The 20,947-nt window shown below is 61.2% G+C and carries 20 protein-coding genes; 5 read left to right on the forward strand and 15 right to left on the reverse strand.

From position 1 onward, the window contains the following. Positions 1–12: 12 nt before the first annotated feature. The 10 genes from pqqE to pedF form a co-directional block, all read right to left on the reverse strand. Complete coding sequence (pqqE, locus tag msub_RS13100) at positions 13–1,176, reverse strand: pyrroloquinoline quinone biosynthesis protein PqqE (RefSeq protein WP_048496418.1); 1,164 nt, start codon at positions 1,174–1,176, stop codon at positions 13–15. Continuing rightward, positions 1,173–1,448, reverse strand: coding sequence for a pyrroloquinoline quinone biosynthesis peptide chaperone PqqD (gene pqqD, locus msub_RS13105; RefSeq protein WP_048496419.1), 276 nt, complete (start codon positions 1,446–1,448; stop codon positions 1,173–1,175). Before pqqD ends, pqqE begins: the two co-directional genes overlap by 4 nt. Further along, positions 1,448–2,203 carry a pyrroloquinoline-quinone synthase PqqC gene (gene pqqC, locus msub_RS13110; protein ID WP_048496420.1) on the reverse strand — a complete coding sequence of 252 codons (756 nt, stop codon included), beginning with the start codon at positions 2,201–2,203 and terminating at the stop codon, positions 1,448–1,450. Before pqqC ends, pqqD begins: the two co-directional genes overlap by 1 nt. After that, positions 2,200–3,129, reverse strand: coding sequence for a pyrroloquinoline quinone biosynthesis protein PqqB (gene pqqB / locus msub_RS13115; protein ID WP_048496421.1), 930 nt, complete (start codon positions 3,127–3,129; stop codon positions 2,200–2,202). Before pqqB ends, pqqC begins: the two co-directional genes overlap by 4 nt. Before the next feature lie 55 nt (positions 3,130–3,184). Next, the gene (gene pqqA, locus msub_RS13120; RefSeq protein WP_007153157.1) at positions 3,185–3,256 is read right to left on the reverse strand and encodes a pyrroloquinoline quinone precursor peptide PqqA; all 72 of its coding nucleotides are present in this window, start codon (positions 3,254–3,256) and stop codon (positions 3,185–3,187) included. Between the two features lie 333 nt (positions 3,257–3,589). Further along, a complete protein-coding gene (gene exaC, locus msub_RS13125; RefSeq protein ID WP_048496422.1) occupies positions 3,590–5,110 on the reverse strand; it encodes an acetaldehyde dehydrogenase ExaC in 1,521 nt (506 codons plus the stop codon). A 167-nt stretch (positions 5,111–5,277) separates the two neighbouring features. Continuing rightward, positions 5,278–6,177 carry a bifunctional transcriptional activator/DNA repair enzyme AdaA gene (locus msub_RS13130; protein ID WP_048496423.1) on the reverse strand — a complete coding sequence of 300 codons (900 nt, stop codon included), beginning with the start codon at positions 6,175–6,177 and terminating at the stop codon, positions 5,278–5,280. 142 nt (positions 6,178–6,319) lie between these two features. Further along, positions 6,320–8,095 (reverse strand): PQQ-dependent methanol/ethanol family dehydrogenase, encoded by a 1,776-nt coding sequence (locus msub_RS13135; RefSeq protein ID WP_048496424.1) that lies wholly within the window; start codon positions 8,093–8,095, stop codon positions 6,320–6,322. Between the two features lie 195 nt (positions 8,096–8,290). Next, positions 8,291–9,247, reverse strand: coding sequence for a substrate-binding periplasmic protein (locus msub_RS13140; RefSeq protein ID WP_048496425.1), 957 nt, complete (start codon positions 9,245–9,247; stop codon positions 8,291–8,293). Positions 9,248–9,323: 76 nt separating this feature from the next. After that, positions 9,324–9,752 (reverse strand): cytochrome c-550 PedF, encoded by a 429-nt coding sequence (pedF, locus tag msub_RS13145; RefSeq protein ID WP_048496426.1) that lies wholly within the window; start codon positions 9,750–9,752, stop codon positions 9,324–9,326. A gap of 260 nt (positions 9,753–10,012) precedes the next feature. Here pedF and msub_RS13150 point away from each other — a divergent pair, with 260 nt between their 5' ends. From msub_RS13150 to msub_RS13165, 4 genes are read left to right on the forward strand one after another with little or no spacing between them, the layout of a single operon-like run. Continuing rightward, positions 10,013–11,197 carry an ABC transporter substrate-binding protein gene (locus msub_RS13150; protein WP_048496427.1) on the forward strand — a complete coding sequence of 395 codons (1,185 nt, stop codon included), beginning with the start codon at positions 10,013–10,015 and terminating at the stop codon, positions 11,195–11,197. A 42-nt stretch (positions 11,198–11,239) separates the two neighbouring features. Then, entirely contained in the window at positions 11,240–12,214 is a 975-nt protein-coding gene (locus msub_RS13155) for a YVTN family beta-propeller repeat protein (protein ID WP_048496428.1), read from the forward strand. Beyond that, complete coding sequence (locus tag msub_RS13160) at positions 12,211–12,933, forward strand: ABC transporter ATP-binding protein (RefSeq protein ID WP_048496429.1); 723 nt, start codon at positions 12,211–12,213, stop codon at positions 12,931–12,933. The genes msub_RS13155 and msub_RS13160 overlap by 4 nt, the downstream gene beginning before the upstream one ends. A 2-nt stretch (positions 12,934–12,935) precedes the next feature. After that, positions 12,936–13,742 carry an ABC transporter permease gene (locus msub_RS13165; RefSeq protein WP_048496430.1) on the forward strand — a complete coding sequence of 269 codons (807 nt, stop codon included), beginning with the start codon at positions 12,936–12,938 and terminating at the stop codon, positions 13,740–13,742. A gap of 210 nt (positions 13,743–13,952) precedes the next feature. Here msub_RS13165 and msub_RS13170 read toward each other — a convergent pair whose 3' ends face one another. From msub_RS13170 to msub_RS13180, 3 genes are read right to left on the reverse strand one after another with little or no spacing between them, the layout of a single operon-like run. Further along, positions 13,953–14,624 (reverse strand): ABC transporter ATP-binding protein, encoded by a 672-nt coding sequence (locus msub_RS13170; RefSeq protein ID WP_048496431.1) that lies wholly within the window; start codon positions 14,622–14,624, stop codon positions 13,953–13,955. Next, positions 14,617–15,393 (reverse strand): ABC transporter permease, encoded by a 777-nt coding sequence (locus msub_RS13175; protein ID WP_048496432.1) that lies wholly within the window; start codon positions 15,391–15,393, stop codon positions 14,617–14,619. The genes msub_RS13170 and msub_RS13175 overlap by 8 nt, the downstream gene beginning before the upstream one ends. Continuing rightward, positions 15,390–16,412, reverse strand: coding sequence for an ABC transporter substrate-binding protein (locus msub_RS13180; RefSeq protein WP_082146491.1), 1,023 nt, complete (start codon positions 16,410–16,412; stop codon positions 15,390–15,392). Before msub_RS13180 ends, msub_RS13175 begins: the two co-directional genes overlap by 4 nt. Positions 16,413–16,677: 265 nt before the next feature. On the opposite strand from msub_RS13180, the gene msub_RS13185 reads away from it, so the two are divergent. Continuing rightward, positions 16,678–17,355, forward strand: a complete 678-nt coding sequence (locus msub_RS13185; protein ID WP_048497115.1) for a response regulator — start codon at positions 16,678–16,680, stop codon at positions 17,353–17,355. Between the two features lie 129 nt (positions 17,356–17,484). Here the strand turns inward: msub_RS13185 and msub_RS13190 are convergent, their stop codons facing one another. Together msub_RS13190 and nosP are read right to left on the reverse strand one after the other, a co-directional pair. After that, positions 17,485–19,746 (reverse strand): hybrid sensor histidine kinase/response regulator, encoded by a 2,262-nt coding sequence (locus msub_RS13190; RefSeq protein WP_048497116.1) that lies wholly within the window; start codon positions 19,744–19,746, stop codon positions 17,485–17,487. After that, positions 19,724–20,893, reverse strand: a complete 1,170-nt coding sequence (gene nosP / locus msub_RS13195; RefSeq protein ID WP_082146557.1) for a nitric oxide-sensing protein NosP — start codon at positions 20,891–20,893, stop codon at positions 19,724–19,726. The genes msub_RS13190 and nosP overlap by 23 nt, the downstream gene beginning before the upstream one ends. Between the last annotated feature and the right edge of the window lie 54 nt (positions 20,894–20,947).

Below are 20,947 nucleotides of genomic sequence, written 5' to 3' on the forward strand. Positions count from 1 at the left end.
GGAACGAGGCTTTCAGCCCCGGAAGAACAGTCGCGAGTTGTCCGCATTTCGGTAAACCAGTCCAGTCAGGCCGGCCGTGGCGTGATCGGCAGCTTTCCTCGCTGCCAGTATACGACCATGATACGACGATTTGCTACATACTGGATCTGCGTTATCGGCATTACCGGTCAACAAATAGGCCTGGCAACGACAGCCGCCGAAGTCTTTTTCCTTCTCATCGCAGGAACGGCAGGGCTCCGGCATCCAGCTGTCGCCCCGGTAGTGATTGAACCCCGGGCTGTCGTACCAGATGCCTTGAAGATCCATGTCCCGGACGTTGGGGAAGCCGATGGGCAGTAACCGGGCGCTGTGGCATGGCAGCGCGGTGCCATCCGGGGCCACGGTGAGGAACAGGTTGCCCCAGCCGTTCATGCAGGCTTTTGGCCGTTCCTCGTAGTAATCCGGGGTGACGAAGATCAGCTTCATGGCCGAGCCGGATTGCTGCAGCCTTTCGCGGTACTCGTTCACTTCCTGTTCGGCCTTGACCAGTTGCGCTTTGGAGGGCATCAGCCCTTCCCGATTCTCAAAGGCCCAGCCGTAGTACTGGCAGGTGGCCAGCTCGACGTAATCGGCCCCCAGGCGCTGGCACAAGGCCATGATGTCGTTCATCTGGTGGATGTTGTGGCGGTGGATCACGAAGTTGAGCACCATCGGGTATCCGGCTTCCTTCACCGCCCGGGCCATGGCCAGCTTCTGGTCAAAGGCCTTGCGGGAGCCGGCCACGGCGTTGTTCAGCTCGGGGTCGGACGCCTGGAAGCTGACCTGGATATGGTCCAGCCCGGCCTCGGCAAAGGCATCCACCTTGGCCTCGGTCAGCCCCAGGCCGGAGGTGATCAGGTTGGTGTAGTAGCCCAGGTGCCGCGCCTCGGCAATCAGCTCCGCCAGGTCCTGGCGCACCAGCGGCTCACCCCCGGAGAAGCCCAACTGGGCGGCGCCCATTGCCCGGCCTTGGCGCAGCACACTCACCCACTGCTCGGTGGTCAGCTCCTGTTCGGTCTGGGCAAAGTCCAGCGGGTTGGAGCAGTAGGGGCACTGCAACGGGCAACGGTAGGTGAGTTCCGCCAACAGCCACAGGGGCGGCCCGGCGTTGTGGGGGTTGGCCGGCCTGATGGGTTCGGAGGCATCGAAGTGGGTCATGACAGTTCGATCCAGTGTTGGTGCCGGGCGTCCTGCAGAAACTCACTCACGTCCGTCTTGAGCGGCCCGGCGTCCGGGAACTGCTGTTCCAGACTGGCGACGATATCGGCCACGGTGCTCTGGCCGTCCACTTCCTTGAGAATCGCACCGGCGCTGCCGTTGAGCTTCACCATGCCTTCCGGGTACAGCAGCACATAACTGTCCTGGGCCGGCTCCCACTGGAACCGGAACCCCCGGCGAAAACGCGGTACCTGATGCATGGCAACCTCCATTACAGCCCCCGGTGCCAGACCTGGTCATCGGTCACGGAGTGGTACGGCGGGGTGTTGTGGCTGTAGGCCATGGTCATGGCATCCAGCATGGTCCAGAGGATATCCAGCTTGAACTGCAGGATCTCAAGGGCCCGGGTCTGCTGGGCCTCGGTGGTGAAGTGATCCAGGGTAATAGTCAGGCCATGTTCGACATCCCGTCGGGCCTCCGACAGGCGCTTGCGAAAGTAACGGTAGCCAGCTTCTTCAATCCACGGGTAGTGCGCCGGCCAACTGTCCAGCCGGGACTGGTGGATCTCCGGGGCAAACAGTTCGGTCAGGGAGGAGCAGGCGGCTTCCTGCCAGGTCGCCCGGCGGGCGAAGTTCAGGTAGGCGTCCACCGCAAAGCGGACACCCGGCAGCACATGGCGCTGGTCAATCACCTCTTCCCGGGTCAAGCCCACGGCCTCGGCCAGGGACAGCCAGGCTTCGATGCCGCCAACATCGCCATCGTGGCCATCATGGTCCAGAATCCGCTGCAGCCAGAGCCGGCGGACACTTGCGTCCGGGCAGTTGGCCATGATCGCCGAGTCCTTCTGGGGAATCCTGATCTGGTAATAATACCGATTGGCCACCCAGCCGCGGATCTGTTCCGGCGTGCATTGCCCGCCGTACATGGCTTTATGGTACGGGTGGTGGATGTGGTAGTACTGGCCCTTGGCCCGCAGGGCCTGTTCAAAATCCGTGCGGTTCATGGCGGAGTTGGCTTTGGCATTCATGGCGTCCCCGACAGGTCGATGTGCATGCCGTCCCAGGACACCTCAATGCCGTGGCGGGTTAGTTCCGCCCGCTCCGGCGAGTCCTCGTTCAGGATCGGGTTGGTGTTGTTGATGTGGATAAGAATCTTGCGCTGAGCCGGCATGGCATCGAGCACCTCGATCATGCCGCCCGGGCCACTCTGGGCCAGATGCCCCATGGCCTGACCGGTCTTGGTACCCACTTCCTGGCGGATCATTTCGTCGTCGTGCCAGACGGTGCCGTCGACCAGCAATACATCCGCTTTGTTCATCCAGTCCAGAATGCGCTGGTCCGGCTCGCCGAGCCCCGGCGCATACAGCACGGTCTGCCCGGTGCGAGTGTCCTTGAGGAAGATCCCGATGTTGTCGCCCGGGTGGGGATTATCCCGGCGCGGTGAATACGGCGGTGCGTTGCTCAGCAGCGGAATGGCAGTCAGCTCGATGGACGGCGCGCAGGGAATGGTAAAGGGCGTTTGCCCGGACGCCTCAATGCAGCGCCAGTTCAGGCCACCGCTCCAGTGCTTGAGCATGGTAAACAGGGGGAAGCCACCACTGAGATCCTCATGCACCTGCTCGGTACACCAGACATCCATCGGCAGCCCCTCGCGCAGGGAAAGCAGGCCGGTGGTGTGGTCCACCTGGCTGTCCATCAGCAAAATGGCATCAATACCGGTATCCCGCAGGGCCCTTGCCGGCTGCATGGCATCAAAGGCCGCCAACTGGGCGCGAATGTCAGGGGAGGCGTTGAACAGGATCCAGTGCTCACCGTCTTCACTGATGGCAATGGAAGACTGAGTGCGGGCCCGGGCGTTCAGGGTGCCCTTACGAAAACCGTTGCAGTTGGCGCAGTTGCAATTCCACTGGGGAAAGCCGCCGCCGGCGGCGGAGCCAAGAACGTGAATCAACATGGCGGATCACTCCGGAAGTAAAACGGCCAGCTTCTGGCGCTGGCCGCTTCAGCTCTCAGCGGTTGGCGAAGTACATGGTGACTTCGAAACCGATGCGCAGATCTTCGTAGGCTGGTTTGGTCCACATAATGCTCACCTCTATTGTCATGATTGTTAGCGCATTGCGGGTGAATCAACGACATTGCCGATAACCCAGTTCCATCCTAATCGACGGAGGTAATACATCAATATGGTACTTTGGGACTGTTTTGGTGCCTCCATAGGTCGCACAATTCTGTGCCGCCGAGGCTACATTGGTCTGAAACGAAAAAAGGCCCTGGTAAGGGCCGAAAGAGAGTGACCGAAGCACCCGAACTCTCGTCGAGAGTCGCCCCGGCCAGATGCCGGGACTGAAGATACACATCCGATGTGCTGACTCACAGGCGGGCCCGTGTGGGAGGCCCGCTTACCGCTCATGGAATCAGAAGAAACCCAGCGGGTTGGTGTCGTAGCTCACCAGCATGTTCTTGGTCTGCTGGTAGTGCTCAAGCGCCATCTTGTGGGTTTCACGGCCAACACCGGACTTCTTGTAGCCCCCGAAGGCGGCATGCGCCGGGTAGGCGTGGTAGCAGTTCATCCACACCCGCCCGGCCTGGATGGCACGGCCCATGCGGTAGGCACGGTTGGTGTCGCGGGTCCAGACGCCGGCACCCAGACCAAACTCGGTGTCGTTGGCGATGGCCAGGGCTTCCGCTTCGTCCTTGAAGGTGGTCACACCCACCACCGGGCCGAAGATTTCTTCCTGGAACACCCGCATCTTGTTGTCGCCCTTGAACAGGGTCGGCTGGATGTAGAAACCGTTGTTGAACTCCACCCCGAGGTCTTCACGGTCGCCACCGGTCAGCACCTGGGCGCCTTCTTCCTTGCCGATCGCCAGGTAGGACATGATCTTGTCAAACTGTTCCTTGGACGCCTGAGCACCCACCTGAACGTCGGTATCCAGCGGGTTGCCGCGTTTGATGGCCTTGGTGCGCTCAACAACCTTGGCCATGAACTCGTCATACATATCTTCCTGCACCAGCGCCCGTGACGGACAGGTACAGACTTCGCCCTGGTTGAAGAACGCCAGCACCAGGCCTTCCACGCACTTGCTGATGAATTCCGGCTCGGCCTTCATGACGTCGGAGAAGTAGATGTTCGGCGACTTGCCGCCCAGCTCCACGGTAGACGGAATGATGTTCTCCGCCGCGCACTTGAGGATGTGGGAGCCAACCGGCGTGGAGCCGGTGAAGGCAATCTTGGCAATGCGCTTGCTGGTGGCCAGGGCCTGGCCAGCCTCAATGCCGTACCCGTTGACGATATTAAGGACACCCGGCGGCAGCAGATCACCAATAATTTCCATCAGCACCAGAATGCTGGCCGGCGTTTGCTCGGCAGGCTTCAGTACGGTGCAGTTACCGGCTGCCAGGCAGGGGCCCAGCTTCCACGCGGCCATCAGCAGCGGGAAGTTCCAGGGAATGATCTGACCAACGACACCCAGTGGCTCGTGGAAATGGTAGGCCACGGTATTGGCATCAATTTCACCCAGATGACCTTCCTGGGCACGCAGGCAGCCGGCGAAATAACGGAAATGATCCGCCGCCAGAGGAATGTCGGCATTCAGGGTTTCGCGCACGGCCTTGCCGTTGTCCCAGGTCTCGGCTACCGCGAGCTTTTCGAGATTGGCCTCGATACGGTCGGCGATCTTGAGCAGGATGTTGGAACGCTCCTGGACAGACGTCTTGCCCCACGCAGGTGCGGCCTTGTGCGCGGCGTCCAGGGCAAGATCGATGTCTTCGGCACTGGAACGCGGAATTTCACAGATAACGTCACCGGTAACCGGTGTGATGTTCTCGAAATACTGACCTTTTACCGGGGCAACCCACTCGCCACCGATGTAGTTCTCGTATCGGGATTTGAAAGAAACGACGGAGCCATCCTTTCCTGGTTGTGCGTAGATCATGATCTCGACCTCTTGTTGTGTTTGTCGCAGGGCAACGCAGCCTTTCGCGTTTACCCATTCAATGTAGACGCCAAACCCGGATAGTTGAATGATGCGATAGGGGCGAAAAACTCATCCCTTGGTAGTAGATGGCGGTAACGGCTTGTCTTTCGTGGCAACTTCAGCTGTCAGCTGTCTGAAACTGCCGCTTCTTTCTCAAGCAGGAGCTGCTTTCGGTTCAGGCCCCAACGATAGCCGCCGAGGGAACCGTCGCTTCGCAACACCCGATGGCAGGGAATGAGCACGGCGATTCGATTGCGGCCGCAGGCCGAAGCTACAGCGCGAACGGCTTTGGGCTCGCCCAGCCGCCTTGCCAGTTCCGTATAACTGACAACCTCGCCCTCTCGAACGCTTAACAGGAGTTTCCAGACCCGGGTCTGGAAAGCAGTGCCGCGGATATCCAGAGGGACGTCCGGGCGCGGGCGGTTCTGGCTGAGGTGGTCATCCAGCGCAGTCATCCAGGCGTCAAGCTCCGGAGAGTCAGTGGCCACTGAGGGGAGCAACCGGGCTTTTGGGAATTCCTTTTCAAGCTGCGCACGCAAAGACGCTTCATCAGCGCCGAATTCCGCGAAACACACGCCTTTATCGGTGGCGGCCATCATCAGCAGGCCGAGGCTGGTCTCCCGGCAGGCATAGGCAATACTCTCGTCTTTACCGCCCTTCTGGTAGCGTGTAGGCACCATACCAACCTTTCGTTCCGGCGTTCCGTATACCCGGCTGGAGGAGCCAAATCCGGCATCATAGATGGCATCAGTAACGCTCTGACCGGTTCGCAGCGCCTGCTTGAAGGCGCGCATCCGCAGGGCATCCTGATAGACTTTCGGGGATACCCCGAAAGCCTGCTTGAAAGCCCGTTGCAAACGGGAGGCGGAGAGGCCTGCTACGGCGGCAAGGTCGGCCAGCCGAAGGGGCTCCTCCGGGCGTGTCTCTATGTACCGGGCTACCGCCACCATCCGCTCGGCAACCGTCGAAGTCAGTTCGCGATTGCCAGTCGACGTTGGCTGGGGTCGGTGCTGTGATCTCGGCATGGTCTGTGTCCTTTTATATCGCCCCACCGCTCACACTATGCCGCGATCCACCGGGTGCCGCCATCCGTTTGTTGCTGCTATAAAAAAGGGGCCACCCGCAGGCAGCCCCTTTCAGGCCGGCAGAAACCGGCTGCTTTATGGATCAGTTGCTGGCAACCCGATCCTTCGGCAGCTTGAAGGTCCAGACCATACCGCCCTGGTTGAACTCCTTCACCACCCGGGCGACCTCACCACCCCAGAGCGGTACCGCACCGCCCCAGCCGGACGCGACGGAGACATACTGCTCACCGTCCATGGACCAGGTGACCGGGGTACCGACCACGCCGGAGCCTGTGTTGAACTTGTACAGCTCCTCACCGGTCCTGGCGTCAAAGGCCTTCAGGTAGCCTTCCGGTGTACCGGTGAAGACCAGGTTGCCGGCGGTGGTCATCACACCGCCCCACAGGGGTGCGGTGTTCTCGTAACGCCAGACTTCCTTGCCGGTTTTCGGGTCCATGGCCCGCAGAACGCCAATGTAGTCATCGTGGGCCGGCTTGATGGTAAAGCCGGCACCCAGGAAGGCGGCACCTTTCTTGTAGGATACCGGCTCATTCCAGATCTCCATGGACCACTCGTTGGACGGCACGTAGAACAGGCCGGTTTCCTGGCTGTATGCCATGGGCATCCAGTTCTTGCCACCCAGGAACGCGGGCTGAGCAATCACCGGCTCGCCTTTGGTGCCCTGGGTGGCAGAAGGATCGCCCGGGCGACCACCCTCGGCGTAGATCGGGCGGCCGGTCTCCGGATCCAGGCCCTTGGCCCAGGTGATCTTGTCGACAAACGGGAAACCGCGGATAAAGTCGCCATTCTCACGGTTCAGCACGTAGAAGAACCCGTTACGGTCGGCAGTGGCCGCTGCCTGGATGGTTTTGCCGTTTTCCTCGTAGTTGAAGGAGATCAGCTCGTTGACACCGTCATAGTCCCAGCCGTCGTGGGGCGTGGTCTGGAAGTGCCACTTGATGCTGCCGTCGTCCGGATCAATCGCCAGACGGGAAGAAGAAAACAGGTTGTCGCCCGGGCGCAGATGCGAGTTCCAGGGCGCCGGGTTGCCGGTGCCGAAGAACAGGGAGTCGGTGCTCGGGTCATAGGTGCCGCCCAGCCAGGTGGCGGCGCCGCCGTTCTTCCACATGTCGCCGGGCCAGGTGACGCCGGCCTTGCCGCCGGAAATGCCGTTCTCGATGGCCTTGCCATCCTTGTAGACATAACCCATGTGGCCTTCAACCGTGGGACGGGTCCACAACAGCTCCCCGGTATTCGGATCGTAGGCCTCCACCTTGCCGACAATACCGAACTCACCGCCGGAAACCCCGGTAATCAGCTTGCCCTTAACCACGATGGGCGCGGCTGTGATGGCGTAGCCGGCCTGGTAGTCAGCCACCTTCTTGATCCACACCGGTTTGCCGGTGTCCTTGTCCAGGGCCACCAGCTTGGCATCGAGGGTGCCGAAGATGACCTTGTCGTCGTACAGGGCAACACCCCGGTTGACCACGTCACAGCAGGGCATTATGCCATCCGGCAGGCGGGCATCGTACTGCCAGATTTCCTCACCGGTCCTGGCGTCGATGGCGTAGACGCGGGAATAGGACGCGGTTACATACATCACGCCATCCTTGATCATGGGCTGGGACTCCTGGCCGCGCATTTTCTCGCTGCCGAAAGAGAACGCCCACACCGGCTGCAGGTATTGGATATTGCTGGTATTCAGGTCGTCCAGGGTGCTGAAGCGCTGGCCCTGGGTACCCATGCCGTAACTGACGATATCGCCCGGCGTCTTGTGGTCGTTCATGATGTCTGCGTCGGTAACCGCCTGGGCTCCGACCGATACCGCCAGCGCCAGGGTGCTGGCGGCAATGCGAATCCCGAACTTGTTGGTTCTCATGGTTGCGCTCTCCAAATTCTCTTGTTTTCGGTTCTCTTGGTACCGCTTCTGGGCGAACCGGGAAGGTTTCCCGCCTCTGTTACGATTCTTCGCCCTGGGGGAAATACCAACAATTACCCCCCCGAACAGGTTTTCTCATCACTTGGTAGTACGACCCGAAAAGAAAGCACCCGCATGGACTGGCGGGCAGCCGGGTCAGAGGTCCCCTTCGGCCCGGGCAATGGCTTGGTCATCAAGAAACTCGCGGTAGTAATCCGGTACGCTGTAACGCAAATCCTGATGGGCAAACAGCTCGTCGAGCTCGCCACTCTTGACCAGCCGATCGACGATCGCTTCCAGGGCATAGCCCAACTGCCGGTGGCTGTTCTTGACGGCCATGCCGACATCCCACACCTGTTTGCCAATGCCTGGAAACCCATTTCCCGCGGCCCTGAACTCCGCGTTTTCAGGCTTGGCCAGCTCATGGTCGATTTCGGCCCGCATGCCCATCACCGCGCTGACCTTACCCTCGCGCATGGCACCAAAGGCCTCCCGCACGTTGGCGTAATGCCGCACCTGTTCCCGCATGCGGCCGCGCAGACCGGAGGTCAGATAGAAATCCGGCAGGGTATCGATCTCCACGCCAATCGGGTGGTACTGGAACACGGCGACGGTCTCGACTGAATCGAGGGTGTCCGGATTGTAGGCAATCTGCCAGGTTTCCTGCTGGTAGGGGCCGAACAGCACCACCTGCTCGTTGATGTACTCTCCGGTGGAATCCTGCATGTAGGCATATTGCTTGTCGTAGGGGACACGCAGCATGACATCGGCCAGCCGTTGCCTGGCCAGATAGTGCCCTTTCCAGACGTTGTTGCGAAGGTCATCCCCCAGAGTCTCATCGGGCACAATCCAGTGCACCTTGAATTCGACACCCATCGCCTTCGCAATCCGCCGCCCCAGCTCGATATCGATTCCGCGGGGTTCGCCGTCGACCTGATAGGAGTACGGGGGGAAGTTTTCATACACCCCCACTTTCAGATAGCCGGACTCAACAATAATGTCGTAGGTCCGGTCCGTCGGGCGGTTCAGGAGGGCATTGCCGTCATCAACTTCCTGGGCAATCGCCATTTGCGCAAACAGGATCAGGGCAAGGATTCGAGCCAGTATTTTCATTGTTATCTCCCAACGACGACGGGCCGGCGCAGGGCCGGCCCGGATTCATGGGCCTGAACCTCGTGGATGCCCGGCATCACTGAGGCTTGGGCAGTGATTCCACATAGGTGCGGATGGCCCAGATGGCGTTCTGGTCCAGCGTCTTCTTCCAGGACGGCATGCCCCGGTCGGTGCCGTTACGCACGCGGCCAATGTAGTACTCGTCATCCCATTCGGTGAGCTCGCGAAGGTCTGGCGTGAGCCCGCCGGACATGGCCCGGATGCCATGGCAGCCGGCGCAGTTGCCGGCATAGGCGCTCTCGCCAATCTTCACCGCCTGGGCGTTGAATTCGTCATACTTGTTGCCTTCCCGGAACGGGTTCTGGGTAAGAACCTCTTCGCCAAGCTTGGGCAAGTTGCCGGTATCCACCGGCTGGGGGGTGACATTTCCGTGGGCGAAAACGATGCCGGCAAGGCCGAGCATCGCTGCGGCCAGCGTTACGTTGAGTGAAATGGACCTTGCCATTGGTGCTACCTCTTTTTTTGGATTCCCCGTGGTTGGCTATTGGATTTGTCAGTGGCCAACTCGCTGAACACCAGTCTAGGAAGCCACCCGCCTGATCCGAATGCCACTTTGGGGTTTCTGGCCTAGTTCCTTGGTAGTAGATGGGAGGTCTCGGGGCGGAAAACTCATCCTTTGGTACTGGCTGATTGCGACTTTGTGAATATTCCCGGGGCTTTTGTCGTTCTCTAAGCTGAAGCCACAACAACAACGCGGAGGAGCCCATGGCTTTTCTAACCCACACAGCGGCCGCGACCGTGATTACCCTGGCTGCATTGGCGGTTGCCTCGGCACCCATCCATGCCGAATCGCTGAAGGTGCCCATCGGCTACCTGCAATGGGTTCCGGACCGGGGCCCGGTGCTTTCCAATGTGATCCCTGAGCCGGACGACGCCGGCCTGCGCGGCGCCGAACTGGCCATTGCCGATAACAGCACCACCGGCAAGTTCCTGGGCCAGAGCTACTCTCTGCAGAGTGCGGTGGCGGAATCAGAAGCGGCGGCCATTGCGGCATTTGACGCCATGCGCCAGCAGGGGATCGAGCTGTTCGTGGTCAATGCGCCAGCCCGGACCCTGAAAACACTGATCACCAGGTCCGGGGACACCACCCTCATCTTTAACGCCGGGGCCAGAGATGATGCCCTGCGTACCACCCAGTGCCACACCAACCTGCTGCACACCCTGCCCAGCTACGCCATGCTCACCGACGCCCTGGGCCAGTGGCTGAGCCAGCGACGCTGGAAGGAAGTATTCCTGATTACCGGGCCAACCGACGCCGACAAAGGCTGGGCGAACGCCTTCCGCCGCTCCGCCAGGCGCTTCGGCCTGGAGATTGTTGAGGACAAGCCCTGGACCTTTGATGCCGACCTGCGCCGCACGGCCTCCAGAGAGTTGCCCCTGTTTACCCAGGCCGATGAATACGATGCCGTGGTGGTGGCCGATGTGCGCGGCGATTTCGGCGAGTACGTGCCATTCAACACCTGGCTGCCAAGGCCGGTGGTAGGCACCCAGGGCATGACGCCGGTGGCCTGGCATTTCGTGGTTGAGAATTGGGGTGCCGCTCAGTTGCAATCCCGGTTCCGGGATCTGGCCGGCCGGGAGATGAACAGCGAGGACTACGCCGCCTGGGCGGCTATCCGCTCCATAGGCACCGCGGTAACCGCCATTGCCAGCGCGAACGCCGCCGACATCCGCCAGTTTCTGTTCAGCGACGACTTCCAGTTGGCCGCCTTCAAGGGCCGCAAGCTTACCTATCGCGACTGGAACGGCCAGTTGCGCCAGCCAATCCCGCTGGTGCATCCACGCGGGCTGGTGGCGCGGGCGCCGTTCGAGAGTTTCCTGCACCCGACCACCACCATGGACACTCTGGGCTTCGACCGGCCGGAGAGCCAGTGTCGGATCAACGGCTGAACGCCTCTCAAGCGCTTTTTCAAAACAGGTAGGACTTACGCCATGACACCTCTGTTCAAGCACACGGCCCTGGCCGCCATGATTGCCCTCTCCAGCCCGGCAATGGCCAGCCTGGCCTATGTCTCGAATGAGAAAGACAACACGCTGTCAGTGATTGACACCGAAACCCTGGAAGTCGTCGACACCATTGACGTGGGCGCCCGGCCCAGGGGCATTTTGCTGTCGAAGGATCACACCAGGCTGTACATCTGCGCCAGTGACGACGACGCCGTGCAGGTTCTGGACCTGGCCACCCGCAAGATCATCGATACCCTGCCCTCGGGCGAGGACCCGGAGCAGTTTGCGCTGCATCCGAACAACCGACACCTGTACATTTCAAATGAAGACGACGCCATCGTGACCGTGGTCGACGTGAGCAGCGAGGAGGTGCTGGCCCAGATCGAGGTGGGGGTCGAACCGGAAGGCATGGCCGTGAGCCCGGACGGCAAGTGGGCGGTGAACACCACGGAAACCACCAGCATGCTGCACTGGATCAACACCGAGACCTTCAAGATCGAGAAAAATATCGTTATCGGCCAGCGCCCGCGCCACGTGGAGTTCAGCAAAGACAGCAAGATCGCCTGGGCGTCGGCAGAAATCGGCGGCACTGTGCACATCATTGATGTGGACAACCTGAGGCAGATCCATGAGCTATCTTTCAAGGTGCCCGGGGTTAACCAGGACCGGGTCCAGCCGGTCGGCATCGAGCTGACCTCCGATGGCAGATACGCCTTCGTGGCCCTCGGCCCTTCCAACCATGTAGCGGTGGTCGATGCCAGGACCTACGAGGTACTCGATTACCTGCTCGTGGGCGCCAGGGTCTGGCAGCTGGAGCTGGACAAGGACGAGAAGCACCTTTTCACCACCAACGGTGTCTCCGGTGATGTGTCTGTGATTGATGTGGAGGACATGAAGGTGATCAAATCCATCAAGGTCGGCCGCTACCCCTGGGGTGTGGTCATTGATCCGTCGTCATGACCATTGAGGCTCGTGACCTCAGCTTCCGTTACGGCGACACGCCAGTGCTGCGGGAGGTCAGCTTCACGCTGCTCTCCGGCGGTTTCCACGCCCTGCTCGGTCCCAATGGTGCTGGCAAGTCCACCCTGTTCGGTCTTTTGACCCGGCTGCTGGCCTTGCAGCAGGGCGATATTCTGCTCGACGGCCAGTCCCTGAAAAAACAGCCCGCCGAGGCCATGCGCAAGATCGGCGTGGTGTTCCAGCAGAATGCCCTGGATCTGGACCTGACCGTGCGCCAGAATCTGCAGTACCACGCCGCCCTGCACGGGCTGTCCCGCCGGGAAGCGCGGTTGCGGGGCGACCGGGAGCTGGAGCGCTTCGGGCTGCTGAACCGGGCCAGGGATCCGGTCCGCCAGCTCAATGGCGGGCATCGGCGCCGGGTGGAGATTGCCCGCGCCCTGCTCCATGAACCGTCCCTGCTGTTGCTGGATGAGCCAACGGTTGGCCTGGATGTGGCCAGCCGCAAGGCGCTGAATGAGCACGTGCGCAGGCTGTGTGAGAAAGACGGCCTGACGGTACTCTGGGCCACCCACCTGATTGAAGAGGTTCGCGAGGACGACCGGGTGCTGATTCTGCATCAGGGCCAGCTGCTGGCCAACGGCGCCGGGCATGACATCTGCGAGGCCGAAGGCACCCGGGATCTGGCCGAGACCTTCCACGCCCTGACCGGAGCCGGATAACCATGAAAGCTGCGCATTACTGGCACTGTTTCGTCGGTATCCAGACCCGGGAGTGGCTGCGCTTCTGGCAGCAGCGCACACGGTTCGCCAGTGCCCTGGTGCGACCATTGCTGTGGCTGGTGGTGTTTGCCGCCGGCTTCCGGGCGGTACTGGGGATTTCCATCATCCCGCCCTATGAAACCTACATCACCTACGAGACCTACATCGCGCCCGGGCTGTGCGGGATGATCGTTCTGTTCAACAGCATGCAGGGGGCCCTGTCGATGGTGTACGACCGGGAGCTGGGCAGTATGCGGGTGCTGCTGATGAGCCCCCTGCCCCGGCCGTTCCTGCTGGTGACCAAGCTGCTGGCGATGGGTGTGGTGTCGGTTGGCCAGGTGTATGTATTCCTGCTGCTGGCGCTGCTGGTGGATGTGGAGCCGCCGCTTTGGGGGTATCTTGCGGTGTTGCCGGCGCTGGTTCTGGCCAGTCTTATGCTGGGCGCCCTGGGCCTGCTGATCGCCACCTGGATCAAGCAGTTGGAGAACTTTGCCGGGGTAATGAACTTTGTCATTTTCCCGATGTTTTTCATGTCCTCGGCGCTGTACCCGCTCTGGAAAATGAATGAAGCCAGCCCCTGGTTGTACTGGGTGTGCCAGTTCAATCCCTTCACCCATGCGGTGGAGGCGATCCGGTTCTCGCTGTACCTGGAGTGGAATCCGATGGCTTACGGGATTACCGCCGGGGTAACGGTGGTTCTGGCATTGCTTGCCACGGCAGGCTTCCGACCCCAGCGTACTAGGATACTTGGGACCTCCAAGCCGGCTTGATTTGGTGTTCGTGGGCAGCGGGGAGAAGGTTTCCAAAACACGCTCCTTACGGCACGTCCATGTGACGCTTGGGCTCCGCCATCCCTGGCTCCGCACAGTTTTGGAAACCTTCTCCCCGCTGCCCACCCGTATTCCATGCAAGCCTCAAATCTTTGTAGGTCGGATTAGCAAAGCGTAATCCGACAGACGCCCGGACACCCGTCAATCAACCTAAGAGCCCGTCAAATCCAGACCACGAAGCCGCCCAAGCAATCCATCGACCAACCCGGGTTCGCCCACCAGATCATCCCACTGCAGCCGGGCGGGCTTGCCATCCAGGTACCACAACCGATTCGCCAGGATCTCTGCATCCCCACCATCATGGGTAACACAGATCATCGCCATATTCGGATGCGAATCCAGAATCCCGGCAATCAGCGCTTTGAGCTCACTCGCCATTACCGGATCCAGCGAGGCAAACGGCTCGTCCAGCAACAGTAAATCGGGCTTAACCGCCAGGCAGCGGGCCAGGGCCGCCCTTCTGGCCATGCCCAGAGAAAGCTGGTCGGGGAAGTATTGGCCGTACCCGGAAAGCCCCACCTGACGCAGAAGAATCTCGGCCTCCCTGTCGCTGGCGCCGACCAGGCGCAGATTGGCACTCAAGGTTCGCCAGGGCAGCAGGCGGTGTTCCTGGAACAGATAACCCACCCGAAGTTTGTCACGTCCGATGACCGCTCTGTCCGGGACGGTTTTGTCGAGGCCGGCAATGGCGTTCAGCAACGTGGTTTTGCCGATGCCGGAAGGCCCCAGCAGGCAGATGTGGTCACCCTGGTTTATGGTGGCGAAGATTTTCCCGAGCACCGGCTGGCCGAAGTCGCGGCCGGTGAGTCTGAGTTCAAGCATGGGCCGTCTCCGGCTGGCGCCAGCGGCTGGATCGGCGTTCGAGGGGCTGGAGGATGGCCAGTTCGATCAGCTGGACAACGGCAATAAACGCCAGGCTGTAGGCGAGGATGGCGGCGACGTCGAACACCTGGAAAGCCATGTGCAACCGGAAGCCGACGCCGCTGGAGCGGCCCAGCAGTTCGACCACCAGGACGATTTTCCAGATCAGGGCCAGGCCGCCCCGGATGGCGGCCATGAGGTAGGGAAACAGTTGCGGTACCCAGACTTCACGGAATCGCTGCCAGCGGGTGAGCTCATAGACGGTCGCCATTTCTTCGAGCCGGTAATCGAGGCTGCGGGCGCCTTCCCGGACGGTCACGGCGACGTTGGGCACTTTGTTGATGACCACGGCCATCACGGCGGCCACTTCCACCAGGCCGAACCAGACGTACATCAGGATGATGGTGACCAGGGCTGGCAGATTCAGTAACAGCACCAGCAGGGGGTCGAACAGGGCGTTGGTGGTTTGCGACCGGCCCATGACAATGCCGATGGTGGTGCCGAGCAGCATGGAGAGGATAAAAGCTACGACGACGCGCCCGAGTGTCGCGCCCAAATGGTGCCAGAGGTCGCCGGAGGCGGATTCCCGCAGCAGGGTATCCAGTACGTTCAGGGGTGTGGGCAGCAGGGGCGATTGAATCAGCCAGGCAATCAGCGACCACACCAGGACAAACGACGGCAATACCACCCAGTAGCTCCAGGCCGGCGGGCGACCTGAGCGAATACTCATGGCTGCCTCCGGTACAACAGGCGCGCCGGCATCAGGTTGCCCGGGTCCGCTCCGGTAAGCGCCAGCAACTGCTGCAACTCGGCAATGCGTCGGTCGTTGAGCGGCGCAGGTGTGCCGGCAACAAAGCCTTCCCGCAGCGCGGTAAAAACGCCTTCTGCCGGGTCGCCCATCAGGGGCCGCAGCCGCTGCCAGTGGGTTGGGTTGTCGGCCAGTTCCTCTTTCGCCTGCTGCAGCGAGTTGGCAAAGCGGTCGATGAGTGGGCGATGGTTCCCGGCCCAGCCGGCCGGAAACACATAACCCAGAACCGGCAGGTTACGGTCCAGATCCATGGCGCTGAGCAGGTCCGCCATGCCAAAAGCGGAGCGCCAGCCGCCCGCCCCCTTGAGGCGGGCCGCAAAATGCCAGTAGGTAACGATGACATCGACCTGGCCGCGCTTCAGGGCCTGGCTCAACAGGGGTGGCGCCGCAAACTGTACGTCGGTGGCAGCTGACAGATTTATGCCCTGCCCGGCGGCAACCTTCTTCAGCAGTATCCAGCCCTTGCTGTCCGGCCCGCCGGCGACACCAATGCGCTTACCGGCCAGATCGGCCACTGAGCGGATGCCGGAGTCCTCGGCCACCACGATATCGCCAATTTGGGAGGAGAATGGCACATAGAGATAGGGCGTGCCGGCCCGGAACCGGGACTGCGCCCACAGCAGGTCTGCCACCGCGCCGTTCACCGATCCGCTGGTCACCGCGAGGCGGGAGGCGGGCAGATTGGCGACGAGCGTCAGCTCGAGCCGGTAACCGTTCTTACGATCCAGCCCACGATGCAGGATGTGGTTCAGTTCCCAGTGCGCGGTGCCGAACTGCAACACGCTGACAGACAGCGCTGGCAGGTTTCCGGGATCACCGTCACTGCTGTGTGCCGGAGCGGCCAGTACAGGCAGCAGCAGAAGTGCAACACCGATCCGTAAGAAACGGGCCACGGGCAGGAAGGATTGCAGAACGGTCTTTATTATTGGGTGCTGGTTCATCCTTCCACGATACGAACCCGCCCGCCGGGCAAGAATAGTACTTTGGTGCCTGTTTTTTGGTGCGATGGTCGCATTCAACCCGGGATGCAGATGGCGTGTAATGGAATCATCACAATAATAAACAGAGGATCGGAACCGACTCCGGTGATTCTCTGCACAGGAGGCCGCCATGCTGAACGAGCTCGATGCCGCACTCTCTTCCGAAACCCGCTATCATGATTCGGAAGCCATTCCCGACACTGAAAACAGACAGGTAGAAACATCCATGGAGCCGGCTTACAAGATTCTGATTGCCGACGACCACCCGCTGTTCCGGGAAGCCATCAGCAGCGTGATCGCTTCCGGTTTTGCCGGCAGCGAAATCATCGAAACGGCGGATCTGGACAGCGCCCTGGAACTCACCCGCGAAAACGACGACCTGGACCTGATCCTGCTGGACCTCAACATGCCCGGCATGCACGGGCTGAACGGCCTGATCACCCTGCGTAATGAAGCACCCACCATTCCGGTGGTGATCGTGTCTGCCGAGGAAGACAAACAGGTGGTGCTGCAGGCCATCACCTACGGCGCCTGTGGCTTCATCACCAAGTCCTCACCCCGGGCCCAGATGACCGAGGCCATCCAGCAGATCCTCAACGGCAATGTGTACCTGCCATCTGACATCATCCGCACCGGCAAGGAAAGCAGCAGCCGACGCAGCCGGCACGAAGACAACCCGATCTCGCCGGAACTGCTCAACTCCCTGACCCGCCGCCAGTTGCTGGTGCTGGAGCGCATGTCCAAGGGCGAATCCAACAAGCAGATCGCCTACAACCTGAACATCGCCGAAACCACGGTAAAGGCCCACGTCTCGGCCATCCTGCGAAAGCTCGGGGTGCACAACCGGGTGCAGGCGATTCTCTCGGCCAGCGATGTGGATTTCAGCCAGTATTTGAAGCGTTAAGGTAGCGTATTTGTCGGATTACGCCTTTGGCTAATCCGACCTACATTGCTAATACGACCTACCTTTTGAGCAATCATCCCCGCGTAGGTCGGATTAGGCGCAGCCGTAATCCGACACCCATTGTCAATCTCAGCTTCTCAGCAAATGACTCAGCGCGCTGCGCAGCTTCAGCGGCTTTACCGGCTTGTTCATCAGTAGATGCCCGAGTTCCCGGATGTGCTGCTTGAGCTCGTTGGTGTAGTTGGCGGTAATCACCACCACCGGTGCCGGATAGCGGCGTCGACCGTTAATCCGGGCCACCAGGTCCACGCCATTCTCGTCGTTATCCAGGTGGTAATCCGCCAGAATCAGGTCCACGGCACTGCGGGCCGGGTCAAGCTGGCGCTCGAGGTCATCCAGCGACACCGCGGTCACCACCTGGCAGTCCCAGCCTTCCAGCAGGGTTTTCATGCCCTGGCAGATCGCCCGGTCGTTGTCGATCACCCAGATCCGCGCGCCACCCAGGCCGCTGTCGAAGGAAACCGTGCGATTCTGATCCGACTCCGGTCGTCTGGGCTGCAGTCGGCCAATGGGCACACGCACGCTGAACACGGAACCCCGGCCTTCAACGGAAGATACCGTCACTTCATGGCCGAGCATGCGGGATATCTTGTCGACGATGGCAAGGCCGAGACCAAGCCCCTTGTCCGGTTGGGAGCCGGCCGGACGGATCCGTTTGAATTCCTGGAAGATCTCGGTGAGTTTGTCTTCGGGAATGCCGGGGCCGGTATCCCACACCTGCAACAAAACATGATCACCACCGCGTCGGCAGCCCAACAGAATCCGGCCCCTCCCTGTATAGCGGATGGCATTAGTCAGAAAATTCCGGAGTATCCGCGCCAGCAACTGGGAATCCGATTTCACGATCGCAGAACTGGCAACAAAATCCAGCCGGAGTCCCTCGGCCATGGCCATTTGCCGGAACTCCCGGGCGATATTGTTGAGCAGGTCCCGCAGGTCAAACGCCGTGACATCGGGCTTGATCACACCGGCGTCCAGCTTGGAAATATCAACCAGAGTACCCAGCAGGTTTTCCACATCATCCAGGGAGGTGCTGACCGAGCGCACCAGGCCCTCGGCCTTGGGCCCGAAAGACTGCTCCAGCAGGGCACTGGTAAACAGTCGCGCCGCGTTAAGAGGCTGCAGCAGGTCGTGGCTGACCGCCGCCAGAAACTTGGTTTTGGACAGGTTGGCCCGCTCCGCTTCCAGCTTGGCGTCTCTCAGTCGCGCCTCCACTGCCGCCCGCTCGGTGATTTCCTGGCGCAGCTGGTTGTTCAGGCCGGTCAGTGCCGCCGTGCGTTCTTTCACCCGGCGCTCCAGGTTATCGTAGGCCTGCTCCAGGGCCAGCGCGGTCTTGCGCCGGTCGGTAATATCACGGATCAGCACGAAGAAACCGATGATATCGCCCTGCTCGTCGAAATTGGGCACGTAGGAGCGCAGCATGTAACGCACCCCGCCCTGCTCCCCGGTTTCCTCGAACTCGAAGGTGACGTTATGGCCATCCATGACATCCAGGATCTGGGGCAGCAGGCGCTGGTACAGCTCTGGCGAGTGCACATGATCCAGGCGCTTGCCCAGGGGCGACTCGCCCTTGCGGCCGTACCAGGCCTCGTACACCTTGTTGCAGAAGTGGATGGTCATGTCGGCACCGACGTAGGCAATCAGCGCCGGCACGTGGTCGGTGACCACGCGTATCCAGCGCTCACTCTCTTCAAGCGCCTTGATGCGGCGGGCCATTTCGCTGTTCTTGACCTCGGTGATGTCGGAATAGAGCACTACCAGCCCGCCTTCCCGGGTGGGTCTCTCTGTCATCTGCACCCAACGGCCATTGGACAGCAGGAACACCACGCCTTCGGAATCGGGGTGGCTGTGTTCTTCGGCAATCAACCCGGAGACAACCGCCTGGGATTTGACCTCGGCGATACTGGTACCGGGCCCGGGTACTGCCAGCCCGGCCTGGCGCCAGTAACTGCGGAACCGGCTGTTGCTCTGGATCAGGCAATGCCGGTGGTCAAACAGTACAAAACCGTCCGCGATGCTCTCAATGGCGTCACTCAGGCGCTGGCGGGTGGTTTCGGCTTCCTCCCTGGCGCGACTCAGGGCCTTGTTACTGCCCTTCAGTTCCTCCATGGCCTGGTTCAGGGCCTCGGTGCGCTCGCGCACCTGTTCGGCCAGCACCACGGAATGCTCGAACGCCGCATAGGGCTCGGGTTTATGGGCCGAGCCGGACTCCACCCGCACGATCAGTGCATCGCGAATCCGCCGCAGGCGCTCATTTTCCGCCTCAAGCTCGGCAATGCGCCGGTCCCGGTCGTCTGTCTCGGGGATGTCAGTCTTGTCCGGAACGGACATCAGGCTGGCCAATGACCACCCCCGTAAACGTCTGGTTTATGTGCATGCCGTCAAACTGCTCGCCGTAGGTGTTGAAGCCAATCACCTTGTGATGGCGCAGGAACTCCGAGACCGCTTCCACCTCCCCGGTCAGCTCCGCTTCCAACCGGCGCAGGAAGCAGTCGCAGCCAATGGTCACCAGCGGTGGCCCCACCACCCGTTCGGCCGCCTCGATCTGGCTGCGCACGCTGTCGAGCAGGGATTCCGGCGCCATGGCCGTCATCACGATGCCGGTTTCCACCGCGCAGTAGAACGTCAGGCTCTTGTCCGGATTGACCCGCTGCACGGAGCGGACAAAATAGTGGCCGCCGATCTTTACCCCCATGGGCCTGAGCGCGAAGATTCGGCGATCCAGGGCATCCACATCCACGCCAACGGCCCGGGCATAGGCCTCGGCGGCAGGTTCCGCATTCAGTTCGTATACGGTCCGGCTTGCCGGGCAGGCCTCGGTCACCACCAGTTTTTCACTGCGCTCGACCATGTGGTGGGTGGAAAACACCCGGAAATCCAGCGGCGTGTTCACCAGCAACACGGTGGCCGCACCAGTATGGAACTGGCCGTCATAAAACACATGGGTATTGGCCAGGCGCTCATCATCGCCGGCCGAGCCGCCAAACTGGGGAATGCTGCCGAGGGCCGAGTTGAGGGTAGCCAGAACCAGTTCTTCGCGGCTCGACAAGCCATCCAGCAGCGTGATGGCAAAGGTGTTGCCCTTGACCGGTGCCAACCGGGCATCCCGGCAGGTGGCAAGCAGGTCGTCGATCACCCCCTGGGCATCCTGCAGGGTGAAACGTTCCAGCTCCCGGATCAGCGCGCAGTCGATGGCAAAGTAACGCCTATCAAACCCGATGGCGGTAATGCATCCGCGGCCGTAACCCTCCGGCGTGATTTCTCCGGCGGATGTGCAGCCGCAAACCCGCACCCCCGGGAAGCTGTGCTCAAGGGCCTCGCCCAGCCAGCCCAGATCGTATTCCGCCGAACAGAAAAACAGCACACAGCCGAGATGCTCATGGCTGAGCTGGCTGGCAAGATTGGTGGCGGCCAACATCGGATCGCGAACGCTGGAGCTCGCTACCCGGACCGCGGGCAGGGTCGTCGCTGGCTTCATAAACGCGGATCCCGGAAACGGATGACTTTTCACCGATTCTACGGCATCCGCAAA

Source organism: Marinobacter subterrani (assembly GCF_001045555.1).
In the GTDB taxonomy this organism is placed as follows: domain Bacteria; phylum Pseudomonadota; class Gammaproteobacteria; order Pseudomonadales; family Oleiphilaceae; genus Marinobacter; species Marinobacter subterrani.